The sequence below is a fragment of the Novimethylophilus kurashikiensis genome, assembly GCF_003112435.1.
Classification (GTDB): domain Bacteria; phylum Pseudomonadota; class Gammaproteobacteria; order Burkholderiales; family Methylophilaceae; genus Novimethylophilus; species Novimethylophilus kurashikiensis.
In genome coordinates, this window is sequence record NZ_BDOQ01000002.1 from 76,610 (window position 1) to 91,941 (window position 15,332).

The window sequence follows — 15,332 nt, forward strand, 5'->3', positions numbered from 1 at the left end:
CTAGTCGCTGGGAGGGCGCCTCAGCCTTGCCAACCGCGGCAGGGCGAACCACATCAGAACGAAAAACAAGAACAGCAGTCCCGCCAGGATGGCGACCCAAGGCGATTGCAACACGATACGGGCGATGAGGTAGAAGTCTAGGCTGATGCCCAAGGACAGCGGCAGCATGCTCCACAATACCAGCCGGGTAGAGAGTGCGACCAGTGCGTCACTGACCTGGTTGGGGCCGCAATGCCGATGAAACGCTGCCGGCGTCATGATCAGCGCAATCGCGACGGCGACCAGTCCGAGCGCGAGCAAATGCAGGGCTTGCTCGCCAGCGCTGAGTTTCTCCGAGAATCCGTCGTTGAACACGGCAATCAACTGAAAGCCGAATAATCCCTGTATACCTGGCAGTACCATGCGGCATTCTTCCAGTACGAAACGGAATGCGTCGACCAGAGGGACTTTTTCGATCTTGTCCTGGTTTATAGGCTTAGTGTGCATGGGCTTGCATGGCTGCGATAGCTCATCCAACATAGACCAAGCTTCACTGGTATTTTGTGCGCTGGCACGCCCTGTCTTGTGCTGTTTCGGTTAATGCTCGTGTGAAGTGCCGCCGCGCTGAATCAGCGCGTTGGAGAGTTGGTCCAGATGTTGGCTTGTGGCCATGTCGAGCGCGCTTTTTCCGTCTTCGTCCAGGGTGTTGGGATTGGCTCCGCCTTCCACGAGCGCCAAAGCCGCGGCTGCTTTGCCATGGCGCAGGCATAAATGAGCGGAGGATATCGGTACTTCTTCAACTCAGTTCGGTTGCGGTCCAAGATCAGCGGTTCGGATTGACTGTTCGGATCGGCACCTTGCGCAAGTAAATGGCTAATTTCCTTGGCGTCATCGGCGAGGACAGCGTTATAAATCGCGCTGTTTCCGGGCCAGATGCTTGCGCTGAAAAGCCATGCGCCGAACAAAGCCGGGAAAACAATCCAGGCGAGTATTCGTTTCAGCGGCATGGCTATTTCGGAACCGGTTTATTGCGTGAGCGAACTCATCAAATGGTTAGTGATGGGACTGCCCAACCCTGTCACGTAGTCGTAGCCGGCAGCTGTGGTGCAGAGCGTGCCGCAGGTTCCGTTGGTGCCGCTGGTCACGTCGTGGAAGTTGCCGACGGTCGTCGCGGCAGGATACAAGTCTGCGTCGGGCAGGGTGAGCGCAGTCATGCTAGCGCTGGCTCGGATGGAATTGGCGACAGCGAACAGGGCTGCCCATTGTGGCGCGCCGGCGCTGGTGCCACCCACCTGAAACCAGCCGCTTTGCCCGTTGTATTTTAGCGAGTCGTACACTGCGAAGCCGATGTTGGGATCGGCACCATAAGCAACATCGGGTACTCCGCGCTTGCCATTACTATTAGCGATGTCAGTTTGGTAATTGGGCTGGGTTTCATAAGCACTTTGCCCGCCGCCGCTACCGCTCCATGCAGTTTCGCTGCCATAGGCACCAGTAGCATCCGCCAGGTTCATCGTCGTGCCGCCGACGGCAACCACGTAAGGCGAGGCGGCGGGATATTCCACCCCGTAGCCGCTATCGCCTGAAGAGGCGGTGAACGAGACGTTGGGTACGTTGAAGTGGTAGTCGTATGACGTTTCCGACGAAAATTCTGACCCGCCGAAACTCATGGAAACGACAGAGGCACCGTTCTTGACCGCGACATCGATGGCCTTCATCAGGTTAGCGAAGCTGTTACTGGCGGCTTCGACCAGGATGATCTTGGCTTGCGGGGCAATGGCATGCGCCCATTCTACGTCCAGCGCCATTTCAAGGGCCCAGCCCGCATTGGGCGAGGGTTTGCTTCCGGACGCGTAGATTTTCTTGAAGCATCCATTGCCGCTCGTACAAACTGGCAAGCTGAATGCCTTACTGAAAGTGCCGAGGTCGGCTTCGATATTGGGGTCATCATAGGCATCGACAATGGCAATGGTTTGCCCGGCACCTTGGTTAATGATTTGATCGATACCGTAGAACTTGGCGACCTTGACCGGCGTTAATCCGGTCGGTCCGGTGGTGGCGTTGCGTGTGATGTGGAAAGGTGGGCGGGCATAACCCGGGGCGGGAAGCGGGTTGCCTGATTGGTGGACTGAATGATCTGCCGCCGTGTCGTCTGCCGCCTGTAACGGCATGATACAGAATCCGAGTGTCGCGCCAAGCCAGGTAGCAAGTACATGTTTGTAAGCCATCTTCATCTCCCGTTAAGTGTCGAAGGTTCGGCTGCCTTGCTACTACGGCTATTAATAGATGAGCTTAAGCTTTATTGAGGCTATTTGAAAGATACGTTCGTCGGCTGATAGGCATAAAAAAAGTGCGGCAATCAATGGATTACCGCACTTTTTAATGCTTGCCGGAGCACAGGCTCCGTGGAAGAGATTACTGGAAGACCAGGATTTCCCCCTTGCCATCGTTGGCGAGATCGCCCCCAAAGCGCTGGACGCGGTTTTTGTTGATGGTCGCGAACTTTGTGGGTAGGTTACGGAACGACTTGAACATGAGGCTCAGGAAGGGCAGGGTATGCGTGCCGCAGTCTTGTAGCGTCGAGTGCAGGGCTGGCTTGCTGAAAAGCAGCAAGGTGCCGCGGCGCATGCCGTAGCCGACATACTCGCCCACGGAACCCATCACACCGATAGTACCGGCCAACATGCGCGAGGCGCAGTAGGCGCCGGCATTACCCTCGATCAGCACGATGCCGCGGCGCATTTGATCGCCGACTCGGTCGCCGGCATTGCCGGTGACGATGACGAGGCCGCCCTTCATGCCTTTCTTGTCGCCTGGAATGGCGGAGGCGAGAAAATCGCCCACGTTGCCGTGGATATGCAGTGTGCCGCCAGCAAGGCCGCTTGCAGCGTAAGCCCCGGCGTTGCCGTTGACCGTGACGCTGCCTTTTTTCATCTGGAAGGCCAGGTAAGCGCCGGCGTCGCCGTTGACGGTGATGTTGCCGCTTTGCATTTTGGAACCGATGAAATCCAGCTTGCCGTTGGCGCCGTCGAAAACGATGTTGCTGCTATCGTCGCCGCTGATGTCGAATACGGCATCGGCGCGGAGCCTCTGGTTGCCGCATTGCAGTTCGGTTGCCGCGATATCCGTAGCAGAGTTCCCGGCCAGAAAGTCAGGCGTCAGAGGAGAGACGTCGATACGCTGGGCGGTTTGTAGTTTTAGCTTGAAGGTAAGAGCGCTCATGCTGCTTCTCCGCTCATGATGTCACGCAGGTGGAACTGGAATTGGCCGAGCTTGCCGCCGTAGTTACCGGCAGAAATGCGCTTGATACCGTTCTTGGCGCCGAGTTCGCAAGCTGCTGCGATACCCGCACGCGTTGCCTTGCGGATGTCCGCATCGGAGAGGCCGTCGATCACGATTTCCATCACGGATTCGATTTCGGGCGAGAGATCGGTCTTGGTGATGCCTTTCAGTGTCGGGCAGAAGGCGTCGTTGGTCGAGGCAATCAGCGCCTTGTACTTCGAGCCGACTTTGGAGCCTGAACGCACCACGCCGCCGGGGAAAGGCATGACGACGTTGGGTATCTGTTTCATGGCCTCGATGGCGGCTTCGCAAGCGGCTAGCGCTTGCGGCTGCGATTCGGCCAGGATCAGGAAGTTACCGCCGCCGACCGAACGGATCATGCCGGTGGTTTCTTCGCACAGGAATTCGCCGTCCATGACCGGAACGCGCCAGTAGCGTTTGCCGTTGAACTGTTTGGAAGTCTGGAAGCCGTCGCCGAAAAAGCGCAGGTTCTTGGACAAGGGAATGCGGGTGATTTCCGCGTAGCCTTCGTCGATCCCGGAGAACGCCGCGGTGGTCGGGCAGGTGAGGATACATTGCCCCATGCGGGTTTCCAGTTGCTTGGTCAGCACTGCGCTCGACATAGCGAACAGCAGCACGGATATACCGGGACGGCCGTCGGGTGTTTCCGACGGGTCGAGTTCGCGCTCGATGCCGGCTTCTACGCCGCAGGCAATCACCGAGGTGGCGAAGCCAGTCATGGTGGCCGCTGCAATATTGGCCCACTTGTGGTTTTGCGCTGTGATGATGATGCGTGTGCCGCGCATGCCGAAGGCTTCGGCGAAGGTGTCGTCGATCTGGACGCCGTTGATAATCATGCGGTCTTCTCCCTGCGACCTTTACATTCCTGCTCAATCACATAACCGCGGCCGTCTTCGCTGATGTGCTCGTCGGTGACTTTCATGTGATCCATCTTGATGGTGTGGAAATCATTGAAGTACTTGGAGATTTCCTTCTCGATGCCGCGGTCGAAGTCCGGCTTGACGGCGTGCGTGCCGCCCCAGGTGACCTTGACCACCTGGCCGTCCTTGACCACCAGTTCGCCGTCCTTGAACACGTAGTCTGGCTTGGCGAACATTTTTTCGCGGTCGGGATTATCTGTGTACACCGTGATGTCGGCACCTGCGCCTACACCCAGATGGCCGCGGTCATGCAGGCCGACCAGTTTGGCGGCGCCGGCGCGGGTCATGATGGCGATTTCGTACAGCGAGTATTCGCGGTCAATGGAAGCCAGCGTGCTCATGGCCTGCGAGTCGGGGTTCAAACGCGAGAAGACATCGTTACGGAAGGTCTTGTCCATCAGCAGCTTGATCAAATGCGGGTAGCTGGTGAAGGGCGCGCCGTTCGGGTGGTCGGTGGTCAGGAAGATGCGCCAGGGATCGTCTACCAGCAGGAAGATTTCCAGGCCGATGGCCCATTGCAGGGCGTTGACGAAGTTTTGGTCCTTGTACTTGAACGGCACCACGCCGCAGCCCGCGTCGCATTCGATGTCCATGCACACCCATTTGTTGGGATGGGCGTGGCCGGCGTTGCGGAACTGGGACATGTTGTCGCCGGAAGCTGTCACGGTCTGGCCAAACAAGATTTGGCCGACGTCCGCAGAGACGTGCTTGTTCTTGTTGATGGCCTCGGCGATTTGCGCCGCGCCGGACGAGAACTTGCGGTCGCCTTCGGTGCCGTAGCTGTGAAACTGGATGTGCGTCAGGTGGATGGGGTAACCGTCCACGCCGGCCATCGTGTTGAGCGTGGTATCCATGTTGCCCGGCACGCCCAGGTTGTTGCCGTGGATGTGCAGCGGATGGGGGACGCCCAGTTCGTAGACGGCGCGCGACAGGGTTTGCAGCACGTCGCGCGGTGTGACTTGGTAGAAGGGATTGTTCTCGTCCAGGTCTTGCCAGCGCTGGTTGAATTTGAAGGCGCTGATGCCGCCCGGGTTTACCACTTTCACGCCCATGGCCTGGCTGGCGTTGATGGTCCAAGCCACGTAGTCGTTGATCGCGTTCTGGTCCTTCTTGGCCGTCATCATGCGCAGCAGCAGGTCGTCGCTGCCCAGCATGACGTAGCCGCCCTTGTCGATGATGGGCGTATCGCCCATTTCGAGGTGGGCCTGACGTGCGTTCATGGGTAGCACGGCAGGTTCGAAGCCGGCGGTGTAGCCCATTTCGGCGTAGCGGTAGCCGGTAGTCAGCGTGGAAGGGGCTGCGTGGCCGCAGCCGGCCTTGCATAGGTCGCTATGCGCGACCGGGTCGCCGCGATGGTCTTCGGGCAGCATGGTGCGTGCAATATTGACCTTGCCGCCGCCAATGTGGGTGTGCATGTCGATGGCACCTGCCATGACGACCTTGCCGGCAAGGTTGTATTCCTGGTCGATGCGTTCTTCGTCGCGCGGACGCTCGACGATGCGGCCGTCGCGGACATAGATGTCCATGACCTTGCCGTTGATGCCGTGCGCCGGGTCGTAGACCGTGCCGCCGGTGAGTTTAATCAGCATGATCTGATTTTCCTTGTGAATGCTTTACAGGGCTTGTTCGATGGCGCTCAGCACATCGCCCAGCCTGGGAAGTGCGCTGTTGCGAAGCTGAGCCAGCGGCAGCGACACGACGTTATCGGAGCGGAAGGCGATACCCTTGTGGTCGATGCCTGGAACGGCGACAGGGATGAATACATCCGGTTCCTGTTCCAGTTTCATATCGGGATGACCGAATACCACGGTCGGCAGTTCCACCTTGGGCGCTAGACGATCCGGGTTAAGCGAGGAAATCCAGAACAGCGCATCGGTCTCGCCTGAAGCCAGCAGGGCATCGGTCGAGAAATGGTAAGGATCGTGTTCCGGATAGCCGCGGGCGTAAGAAGTGCGCATCGGATAACCGCTGATCCAGGCCGAAACCTGGTTGGCATTCATCTCGCCCTCAAGGCCGCCCAGCGGCAAGCCGGAGGAGCGCGTGGTCTTGTTGAGCGATTTCACCATCTCGGTGATGTTCTGGATGGTGAGCTCGGCGTGCGGGACGTTGACCGCGCCAGCCGCCCAGGTGACGACGCTGTACTTGGCGTTTTTGAGGCGTTCGGCCAACTTTTCGAGTTCGCTCGTGGCAATGCCGCCGACTTCCGTTGCGTACAGCTTTTTGCCGAGCACCAGTGCACGCAGTGCGGCGGTGACGTCGGGCAGGCGGTCGATGTCGCATGGCAGCACATCGGGCTGGCGGCCGTCGGGCGAGACGCCGGGAGCGGTATTGATGTTGCGTCCGCCCAGGTAGACGACTTCGCGGGTTGCCGTGTCCTGACCGAACATGGATTCCTTGTTCCACACTTCACGCTCGAAGAAGCGCGGGAAGTTGGTCACGATGTCGGTGCCGACAACCACCAACAGGTCCACGCGGTTTTTGACTTCGGTCAGCGTGGTGACTTGCCAGCCGGAATTCTGGATCACTTGGATATTGCGCATGAACCCGTTGGAGTTCATGTGATCCACGACAGCGCAGGATTTATCTGCAACGCTCATCACGGCACGCATGCCTTGCACTTCTGTGCCGAGGCCGGAGAACAGCGGATGCTTGGCGTTGCCGAGAATCTCAGCGGCCTTGGCAATCGCAGCCGCAAGGTCTGCGGGTTTTCCGTTGATACGCGGGGAGGAGCTTTGCGATGCGCGGTTGAAGAACACCACGCTCTTTTGACAGGCGTTACTGCTGACTTTGAGATTGCTTGCAGCGTCGCGTTCGACAGTCAGGTCGTCACACAACAATCCGCAGGCGGGACAGGTGACGTTCTCCACGACACCTGCTTGTGCGAAATTATCCATCCGGCTAATCGTCCCCAAAATGATGTTGTCGAGCCCATACTTTTCTAAGTACTCAATAGCAAGGCACGAAACATAGAGTTAAGTCTTGCTTTGGACTGCAGCGAGGACATCAGGTGTGCGCCTCGGTAGTACTGATCTGGAGAAGATGAAGCCCCCGCGGTCAGAACGGCACCAAAACTAGTTAAATTATCGATTGATTCAAAGGGGGCGTCAAGCTTAGGCACAATAGATCCGATGCCCTAAAGTCTTGCAAAAATGTGGCGATATGGGAGCTAAACGCGCCGCCAAAATTTAGCATCGAGAAATTACAAAGTTGTTGCGTATAAACATAAATTAAGTCACGATTGTTTAAGTATTTGATCATAAACCTTATGCAAGGTCGCCCATGCAATTCATTCAACGCCTCAATCTAAAAAAACAAATGATCCTGCTTGCGTTCGTCGCCTTGTCGGGGTTTATGACCATGACGCTACTCGGCGTTTATGCAATTACCTACCCCTTCGATCTGAGAACCTATTGGGTCATTGCTGCGGTACTGTTCCTGATCGGTTGCGCAATCATGTTTTCTGTTGCGATCTACCTCGGTAATCATGCGGGGAATCGAGCCTATACCATCGTCAAGGCCATGGGTTCGATGGCCAAGGGCGATCTGACCAACAAGGTTCGTCTGGAAGGTAAGGATGAGTTTAGTTGGATGGCCTACGAATACGATACGGCGCGGAAGTCGGTTGCCACTTTGCTCGAGAGTGTGACGGAGACGGCCCTAAGTCTAGCTGCCTCAGCTGAGCAATTGTCGTCGATTACACGACAGTCCCTTGATCGCGTTAATCAGCAAAAAGAGCGGACCGACCAGGTCGTGAGTTCCATGAGTGTCATGTCGGGCATGGTCCAGGATGTGGCACAGAACGCTTCGACCGCTTCTGAGGCGGCCGAGTCTGCCGACCGCGAGGCGCAACTGGGTTACGAAGTGGTCACGCGGGCAGGTGCATCCATTGATATCCTGGCGCGCGACGTAGAAAAATCCATGCAAGTCATTCAGCTGGTCGAGAACGAAAGCCGTAACATCGGGACGGTGATGGACGTCATCAAGAGCATCGCAGAACAGACCAATCTCCTTGCGCTCAATGCCGCCATCGAGGCGGCCCGCGCTGGTGAGCACGGCCGCGGTTTTGCTGTGGTGGCGGATGAGGTACGAACCCTTGCGCAGCGCACGCAAAAGTCTACGCAGGAAATCCAGGCCATGATCGAACGGCTGCAAACCGAGTCGGCCAATGCCGTTCGCGTGATGGGTGAAGAGCGGGACCGAGCTCAAGAAAGCGTCCGGGAAGCAGAGTCTGCAGGGGCTTCGTTGGGGTCGATTACCCAAGTGGTCAAGACCATCAACGAAATGAACGCAAAGATTGCTACCGCGGCATGTGACCAGAGTGCGATGGCCGAGGAAATCAACCGGAACATGAACGTTATCAGCGAGATTTCCGATCAAACCGCAGGAGGGGCCAACGAAACCGCTTCGGCGGCCCAGAACTTGGCTGATCAGGCTTCGCGCTTGCAGGATACCGTGCGTAAATTCAAGGTATAAGCCAGAGCTATTTTGCGGGTACGGCTTTTGGTTTGGAAGATTGCTACCAGTAGTCTACAATACCGCCCCATTTTCCTGATAAGAATCCAATTTTAGTGATGACGCAGGCTGTGCAAGCTTCGCCCGGGCGAAGCGTGGCTGTCGAGACGACCGCCAGGTTGCATATGGGCTTTATCGACCTCAACGGCGGCCTGGGACGACGTTTTGGCAGTATCGGGCTGGCGTTGAACAAGCCAGTAACCCGTGTTGTTGCAACCATTTCGGATACGTTTTCTGCTGTTGGTCCAGAGGCCGACCGTGTCATATCGATCGCCGAACGATTCGCAGAGAAAGCCCATGTCAAATGCACGTCGCACCTGACGATCGAGTCAGCGATCCCAGGACATGCCGGTCTGGGTTCCGGCACGCAATTGGCGCTTGCGGTGGGTGCCGCCATCTCACGTCTCTACAAGCTTAATTATTCACTGGAAAATATTGCAGCCATGACCGAGCGCGGTATGCGCTCCGGTATCGGAATCGGTGCCTTTAAGCAGGGCGGATTGCTCGTGGATGGTGGTCGCAATGCCGAGACAACGGTTCCCCCGGTTGTTGCACATATGGATTTTCCGCTCGGTTGGCGTATATTGCTGGTTTTCGACCCGCGGGACCAGGGTGTTCACGGCCAAAGCGAAGTCAAGGCGTTTGCGGAATTGCCGGAGTTTCCGGCGGAGCAGTCAGGTCAGATTGCCCGGTTGATCCTCATGCAGGCCTTGCCTGCAGTAGCTGAGGGCGACCTGGGTAGCTTCGGTCGCGCCATCACTGAAATACAACACATGATAGGTGATCACTTCGGCCCTGCGCAGGGCGGCGGCCGTTATTCCAGCGCCGATGTGGCGGATGCAATGGCATGGTTGGAATCCCAAGGCGTGCAATGTACCGGCCAGAGTTCCTGGGGGCCGACCGGCTTTGCCGTGGTAGAAAGCGAAGAAAAAGCATACAGGCTGCAGCAAGGGCTGCAGGCAAGAAATTCTAGATTGCAGTACGAAATTTGCCAGGCGCGTAACGAAGGCAGCATTATCACGGGTTAGCTTGGCGGACCAAACAGTCCTTGGCGGGACTAAATAATTTAAATTTATAAAATTCAGGGTGATTTAAATGGAAAAACCTTACGTTCTCCACTTCATTACGCCGGCCAAGAACGCTAGTCCGTTCGATGCCAATATGGCTTACGACGCCGGCTACGATGCCGTCATTCCCTACACCGATGTCCAAACCAGCGAGGTGATGGGCTTGGTGCAAGATGCCATTTTCTCCAGGGGGCCGCGCGGTGTTTGGCGCACGGGTATTTTCATTGGCGGTCGCGATATCGACATGGCGATGGATATGCTGAACATTGCTAAGAAGTCCATGATTCCTCCCTTCGAAGTTTCCGTGTTCGCAGACCCCTCTGGCGCTTTCACCACCTCTGCCGCCATGATGGCCATGGTCGAGCGCGAGCTGAAGCGTAAATTCGGTTGCGATCTCAATGGCCGCAAGGTCAGCATTTTCGGCGCAACCGGCCCGGTTGGCGGCTGTACCGCAGTGATCGCTGCCAAGAACGGTGCTCAGGTCGAACTGGTAGCCCACCGCGCTGTAGCTGATGTCAAAGAAAAGGCCGAAGCCTATAACGCACGTTATGGCACCAATATCGGTTACACCGACGGTAGCACTGCTGAATTGAAGAAAGCCATTCTGCAAGACACCGACGTTGCGCTGTGCTGTGCTGCTGCAGGCGTACGCGTGATCGAGCTGGCACAAATGGCCGGTTCTCCGCGCCTCAAGGTTGTGGCCGACGTCAACGCTGTGCCGCCGACAGGCGCTGAAGGTGTGGGTGTGATGGCTGACGGAGAATCTATCGAAGGCACGAAGGCCGTCGGTTTGGGCGCGCTGGCCATCGGTAACGTCAAGTACCAAACCCAGAACCTGCTCTTCAAGAAGATGCTGGAAGGCCAAAGCCACGTTTACCTCGACTTCCTGTCTGCGTTCGAACTTGCACGCAAGGATTTCGGCTAATCTTGCCATCATCGCCGTCTGCGCCAGGCCGTATGTTGCGGCCGCGGCGCAGCTAGGCTACCGAATCGCCGCGTTTGACATCTTCAACGATGTCCAAACGCGGCGTTTTTCTTTGCAAAGTCGGGCTGTGCGGTTCCAGAATGGCGGATTCGACGCCGAAGATTTGTGGGAGCAGCTCATTACACTGCTTGCGCCGGGAACGCCCGTCATTTACGGTAGCGGCCTCGAAATCCAGCCCGCGTTGCTCGACCGAATCAGCGAACGATTCCTTTTGATGGGGAATGCGGGGGAGGTCGTCGACCGTGTCAAGCAACCACGACAATTCTTTGGCTTGTTGGACGAACTCGGTATTGCCCATCCAGATGTGAGGCACAAAGGCGATGGCGGCCCCGAATGGTTGATCAAGCGCGTCGGTGGCTCGGGCGGCACGCACATTCGGGAAGGCGATACGCTTGCACCCGACGAATATTTCCAGCGCCGCATCGATGGCAAAGCCGTTTCCGTCTTGTGCACCTCTAATGGGGCGGAGACTAAAGTCGTCGGTATCAACGAGCAATGGACCTCGCCTGTACGTGCCCAGCCTTATCGGTTTGGCGGCATTGTAGGGAATGTGCGGCTGCCGCAGGACATCGAGTCAGAAATGTCGAATGTCGCGGTGCGGCTGGCGCCTATGCTTGGCCTGCGTGGTTTGTTCAGCTTGGACTTTATCTGGTCCGGCGAACGCGTGCTGTTGCTGGAGGTTAATCCACGCTTGAGTGCGAGTTTCGATCTCTACGCACAAGCGCCGCTGCTGGAACAGCATATTCATGCGTGCCAAGGAGGGGGCCTGTATTCGCTTCCTTCGCAACGTCTGTCACGAGCGGCGCATATTCTTTACACAGTAGAGCCCTTGCAGGTAGCCGGCTTCAACTGGCCGGAGTGGGCTACCGATACACCAGAAGCCGATGTTCAATTTGCCCCAGGTGAGCCTATTTGTACGGTCCAGGCTGAAGCGGCGGATGCCGAGGGTGCAAAAGCGCTGGTTTTTGCCAGAGCACGCGAACTTGATGCACAATTACGCACTTTCACAAGAACTCCGGGGAAATAATGAGCAGTAATCTAGACACCACCCAATGGCCCAGCGTCAACACCCTGACCGCGCCCTTGGTTCAATACCTCATCGACAACGCCAAAAGTCTGCGTCTGGGCATTGAAAAGCATGCAACCGGTGCCACCATCATCGATGCCGGCATCAAGGTTCCTGGCGGATTGGAAGCCGGCCGTCTAGTCGCCGAAATCTGCATGGGTGGTTTGGGGCGTGTCAGCCTCACTGCCAATCCCACGTTCGGTCATTGGCCTTGGCAGCTCAACGTGCATTCTTGCAATCCCATCCTGTCTTGCCTGGGTAGCCAATATGCAGGTTGGAGCCTCGCCCATGAGAAATTCTTCTCGCTCGGTTCCGGCCCCGGTCGCGCCATGGCTGGCCGCGAAGAGCTGTACAAGGAACTCGGCTACCAGGACAAGGCCGATAGCGCCTGCCTGGTGCTGGAGAGCGACAAAGTGCCACCGACCGAAGTAATCGAGAAAGTCGCTCGCGATACAGGCCTTTCCGCCGATAAGCTGACGTTCATCTTGACGCCGACGCGCAGCCTGGCCGGTACCGTGCAGATCGTCGGCCGTGTGCTGGAAGTGGCGATGCACAAGATTCATGCGCTGCATTTCCCGCTGGAACACGTGGTAGACGGCATGGCCAGCGCTCCGGTGCCGCCGCCTGCCCCTGATTTCCTCAACGGCATGGGCCGCACCAACGACGCCATTTTGTTCGGCGGTCACGCCCACGTGTTTGTGCTGGGTAGCGACGATGCTGCCGCCGAACTCGCCAAGAACCTGCCCAGCAGTGCTTCTCGCGATTACGGCCGCCCGTTTGCCGAAGTATTCAAGGCGGTCGAGTACGATTTCTACAAGGTCGACCCCATGCTGTTCAGTCCGGCGGCTGTCACCGTGACCGCAGTGGAGTCCGGCAAGAGCTTTACCGGCGGCAAGCTCAACGCCGAACTGCTGGATAAATCTTTCGGGTACCCCGCTTAATTTGAACCGCGTTCCTGTCTTTACCGACGATCCCGGCTGGCACGGCAAACGGCTCAAAGAAGCCTTTGCCGCACGCGGTCGGGAAGCGGTGTTCATCTCCCTCAAGGATTGCCATCTCGATCTCACACCGGGAAAACCTGGTGTGCAGATTCCCGGTTTCGATCATCTTCCCGACGGCGTATTTGTCCGCGGTGTGCCCGGCGGTACCTTGCAGCAAGTCATCCTGCGGTTAAACGTGCTGCACGCGCTGAAGGAACTCGGGGTGGTCGTGTATAACGACGGCCGTGCTGTCGAGCGCACGGTGGACAAAGGAATGACGAGCTTTTTACTGCATCGTCATGGTGTACCAACTCCGCCTACCTGGGTGTGCGAATCGCGCGAAAATGCGCATAACTTGATCTTGCGCGAAACCATGGCCGGCCGGCAGCTGGTGATCAAGCCCCTATTCGGTTCGCAAGGGCAGGGCGTACGCAAACTGGAAGCGGGAACGCCGTTCCCCGTGCCGATGGAAGATCACGTCGACGGTGTGTACTACCTGCAGCCTTACATCGATAGCGGAGAGGGTGCCTGGCACGATCACCGCGTTTTTATCGTCAACGGCAAGGTCATTGGCGCCATGATTCGCTATGGCAGCCATTGGATCAATAATGTTGCCCAAGGCGGGCGATGCGAACCTTTGCGTCCCGACGGCGACATCGCGGAATTAGCCTTGGCTGCGGCAAAGGCGGTGGACATCGACTATTGTGGGGTCGATGTGATCCGTGATCGCGATGGACGTCTCTTTGTGTTGGAGGTCAACAGCATTCCTGCTTGGAAGGGGCTGCAAGACGTGGTCGAGACCGATATCGCTCAGGTACTGGTCGATGATTTTCTACGCCGTTTTGCCTTGCGTCATACAAATTTGACCGCTGTTTCCTGAAGTGTCTCATCCCATTCAAGCTTCGCTTGTCGCCCAAGCTTTCGAGCAAGCCTGCCTAGCTGAATTGCAAGCCCTCAAACCGGGCAACGTGCATGTGTTTGCCGACGGGCACAATATGGTCGTCGATGATTTCGTCAAAAGCGCTCATGCGGCGGCAAGCGCCATTGCCCAGCCGGGGCTGACGGTAGGGCAGCGCGTGTATCGTGCCGTCGAGGCCACTTGGCAGGCGGTTGGTTGCAATACTAATCTCGGAATTGTTTTGCTGTCGTCACCATTGATCGCATCGGCGCTTTCTGGTGAGGGAGTAAGTGAAGTCCTCGCTGGGCTGACGCAGGATGATGCCAAGGACGTTTTTCGCGCTATCGTTATGGCGTCGCCTGCCGGTTTGGGGGATAGCGAGCAACATGATGTCCACGATGCCCCTCAAGTCACGCTCCTTGAGGCAATGCGTGCGGCTGCATCCCGCGATCGCATCGCCTATCAATATGTTCACAATTACGAGGATGTGCTGGGTTTCGGTTTGCAGCGATATCAAGAGGCCATGTCCCAATGGGATAACGAGCCCTGGGCGGCTACCGCCGTGCATCTCGGCTTCATGGCCCGATTTCCTGATTCGCATGTGCAACGGAAATATGGATTGGCCGCTGCCGAAGCGCTTTGTGCCGAGACCCAGGAGTACGAGCAACTCCTGATGACTTACGATAATCCCAAGGCTGCTTTTGCCTCCTTGCTGCGCTTCGACGCTGACTTGAAGCGGCGAGGCTTGAATCCCGGCACGAGTGCCGATCTAACAGTGGCGACGCTGCTGACTGCTATGCTTGATAAGTCCCTGAGTCTCAGATAAAAATAGGTTCTAATGACTAGGTGAATAACCTGATGCCAAATTCGCGCATCGGGGTTACACTGTACCTAACCAATTAAAACTATTTTTATTTTTGGAGGTGGAAGATGGACAAGGGAAGCGTTTACGGGAATTTAACCAATGCCCGCAGATTGAACCAAGTGAGCGGCGGCGGAGAGCAGGGCAGCGTGTATGGCAGCCATACTAATGCTCGCAGGCTGACTTCGGCTCGTTCCGAGAACAACCAGGGTAGTGTCTATGGCAGCTTGATCAACGCACAGCGCCTGGTCACGATCAATGCCAATGCCTTTACCAATAATGCCAGTTTGCATGGCCGTATCGGCGGGGACGAAGCCGTTGGCTCCATGCTGCGTTACTTCTATGCCAAGGCCTTGCGCGACAAGCGTATCCGCAGTTTCTTCGACTACGACGACGTTCGGGAAATGGAGCGCCGCATCCATTCACAGCTGACTTTCCTTAAGTCTGCACTGGGCGGCCTCAAGAACGCCGAAGTTACCGATGGCGTGGCACATCTCTCGACCCTTGGGTTGTCGGACGATCATTTCGAAGCGGTGATCGACAATCTGGTGGTCACGTTGCGCGAGCAAAATGTCCCCAGCCAGTTGATCAAGGAAATGGTGGCTTTCTGCGATTCCATGCGCAAGGAAGTTTTGGGCTGATCGCGTCTTACGAGGACGGCGGCGGTAGATGGAATCTCTGAAAAAGCTGTGCTATGATGCCCGCACTTTTTCGGCCAAGACAACGTTAACCCAACGATGTCTAAAAAAAAGTGAGACTG

Annotated in this window: 15 protein-coding genes; 8 read left to right on the forward strand and 7 right to left on the reverse strand. The window is 57.0% G+C overall.

Annotated elements, in window-relative coordinates; all coding sequences use genetic code 11:
- From NMK_RS01665 to NMK_RS01695, 7 genes are all read right to left on the reverse strand, one after another.
- On the reverse strand, window positions 1-486 hold the full coding sequence (locus NMK_RS01665) for a DUF6328 family protein (protein WP_109014029.1): 486 nt from the start codon (window positions 484-486) through the stop codon (window positions 1-3).
- A gap of 122 nt (window positions 487-608) precedes the next feature.
- Window positions 609-986, reverse strand: coding sequence for a hypothetical protein (locus NMK_RS01670; protein WP_109014030.1), 378 nt, complete (start codon window positions 984-986; stop codon window positions 609-611).
- An 18-nt stretch (window positions 987-1,004) separates the two neighbouring features.
- Window positions 1,005-2,207 (reverse strand): S53 family peptidase, encoded by a 1,203-nt coding sequence (locus tag NMK_RS01675; RefSeq protein ID WP_146187115.1) that lies wholly within the window; start codon window positions 2,205-2,207, stop codon window positions 1,005-1,007.
- A 187-nt stretch (window positions 2,208-2,394) separates the two neighbouring features.
- Window positions 2,395-3,201, reverse strand: coding sequence for a formylmethanofuran dehydrogenase subunit C (locus NMK_RS01680; RefSeq protein WP_109014032.1), 807 nt, complete (start codon window positions 3,199-3,201; stop codon window positions 2,395-2,397).
- Window positions 3,198-4,118 carry a formylmethanofuran--tetrahydromethanopterin N-formyltransferase gene (gene fhcD, locus NMK_RS01685; protein WP_109014033.1) on the reverse strand — a complete coding sequence of 307 codons (921 nt, stop codon included), beginning with the start codon at window positions 4,116-4,118 and terminating at the stop codon, window positions 3,198-3,200. The genes NMK_RS01680 and fhcD overlap by 4 nt, the downstream gene beginning before the upstream one ends.
- The gene (locus tag NMK_RS01690) at window positions 4,115-5,791 is read right to left on the reverse strand and encodes a formylmethanofuran dehydrogenase subunit A (RefSeq protein WP_109014034.1); all 1,677 of its coding nucleotides are present in this window, start codon (window positions 5,789-5,791) and stop codon (window positions 4,115-4,117) included. Before NMK_RS01690 ends, fhcD begins: the two co-directional genes overlap by 4 nt.
- Before the next feature lie 24 nt (window positions 5,792-5,815).
- Window positions 5,816-7,096, reverse strand: coding sequence for a formylmethanofuran dehydrogenase subunit B (locus NMK_RS01695; RefSeq protein WP_181376138.1), 1,281 nt, complete (start codon window positions 7,094-7,096; stop codon window positions 5,816-5,818).
- 385 nt (window positions 7,097-7,481) lie between these two features.
- On the opposite strand from NMK_RS01695, the gene NMK_RS01700 reads away from it, so the two are divergent.
- The 8 genes from NMK_RS01700 (at window position 7,482) to NMK_RS01735 (ending at window position 15,213) form a co-directional block, all read left to right on the forward strand.
- Window positions 7,482-8,675 (forward strand): methyl-accepting chemotaxis protein, encoded by a 1,194-nt coding sequence (locus tag NMK_RS01700; RefSeq protein ID WP_109014036.1) that lies wholly within the window; start codon window positions 7,482-7,484, stop codon window positions 8,673-8,675.
- A gap of 98 nt (window positions 8,676-8,773) precedes the next feature.
- A complete protein-coding gene (locus NMK_RS01705) occupies window positions 8,774-9,742 on the forward strand; it encodes a beta-ribofuranosylaminobenzene 5'-phosphate synthase family protein (protein ID WP_109014037.1) in 969 nt (322 codons plus the stop codon).
- 67 nt (window positions 9,743-9,809) lie between these two features.
- A complete protein-coding gene (locus NMK_RS01710) occupies window positions 9,810-10,706 on the forward strand; it encodes an NAD(P)-dependent methylenetetrahydromethanopterin dehydrogenase (RefSeq protein ID WP_109014038.1) in 897 nt (298 codons plus the stop codon).
- A complete protein-coding gene (locus NMK_RS01715) occupies window positions 10,684-11,793 on the forward strand; it encodes an ATP-grasp domain-containing protein (protein ID WP_109014039.1) in 1,110 nt (369 codons plus the stop codon). The genes NMK_RS01710 and NMK_RS01715 overlap by 23 nt, the downstream gene beginning before the upstream one ends.
- The gene (gene mch, locus NMK_RS01720; RefSeq protein WP_181376139.1) at window positions 11,793-12,773 is read left to right on the forward strand and encodes a methenyltetrahydromethanopterin cyclohydrolase; all 981 of its coding nucleotides are present in this window, start codon (window positions 11,793-11,795) and stop codon (window positions 12,771-12,773) included. Before NMK_RS01715 ends, mch begins: the two co-directional genes overlap by 1 nt.
- 1 nt (window position 12,774) lies before the next feature.
- Window positions 12,775-13,692 carry an ATP-grasp domain-containing protein gene (locus tag NMK_RS01725; protein WP_109014041.1) on the forward strand — a complete coding sequence of 306 codons (918 nt, stop codon included), beginning with the start codon at window positions 12,775-12,777 and terminating at the stop codon, window positions 13,690-13,692.
- Between the two features lies 1 nt (window position 13,693).
- Window positions 13,694-14,536: a triphosphoribosyl-dephospho-CoA synthase gene (locus NMK_RS01730; protein ID WP_227871312.1), complete on the forward strand. Its 843-nt coding sequence runs from the start codon at window positions 13,694-13,696 to the stop codon at window positions 14,534-14,536.
- 104 nt (window positions 14,537-14,640) lie between these two features.
- A complete protein-coding gene (locus NMK_RS01735; protein ID WP_109014042.1) occupies window positions 14,641-15,213 on the forward strand; it encodes a group I truncated hemoglobin in 573 nt (190 codons plus the stop codon).
- Window positions 15,214-15,332: the final 119 nt, after the last annotated feature.